The organism is Vibrio sp. 2033 (assembly GCF_033339735.1).
On sequence record NZ_JAWOVC010000593.1, the window covers coordinates 1 to 586 of the forward strand.

At 49.1% G+C, this 586-nt stretch carries 1 protein-coding gene; it reads right to left on the reverse strand.

Annotated features, from left to right (window positions below):
- Window positions 1–586, reverse strand: a 586-nt coding sequence (locus tag R7P74_RS27970) for an FAD-dependent oxidoreductase (protein WP_318123937.1), incomplete at both ends; no start/stop codon positions are given.

Sequence of the window (586 nt, forward strand, 5' to 3'; positions counted from 1 at the left end):
TTGAGTTATGCTTGCTGCGCCGTGACGGTTTGATGTACCCACACAGTCTGAACCGGTATCACCACCACCGATTACGACAACATGTTTTCCTGCTGCGTGAATTTCTTCACCTTTTAGATCCATGTTGTTTGCTCGGCGATTGTTTTGTCCGAGGAACTGCATTGCAAAGTACACGCCTTTTAGATCGCGTCCCGGAACAGAAAGATCGCGAGGAACGGTTGAGCCACCAGTCAGCAGTACCACATCGTACTCTTGACGCAGTTGTTGCGCGTTTACATCGACACCAACGTGTTGATTTACTCTAAACTCAACGCCAGCTTCTGCCATTAGATTGATCTTACGATCAATGACTTCCATGCTCAGTTTGAAATCTGGAATACCGAAACGCAGCAGACCACCCACTTTCTCGTCACGCTCGAATACGGTCACGGTATGGCCTGCGCTGTTTAGCTGCTCGGCAGCCGCAAGACCCGCAGGGCCAGAACCAATAATAGCGACTGTTTTACCAGTGCGAGAACGCGGAGTTTTTGGTTTGGCGTATCCTTCACGATACGCCGTTTCCACGATGGTTTTCTCAATATTACAA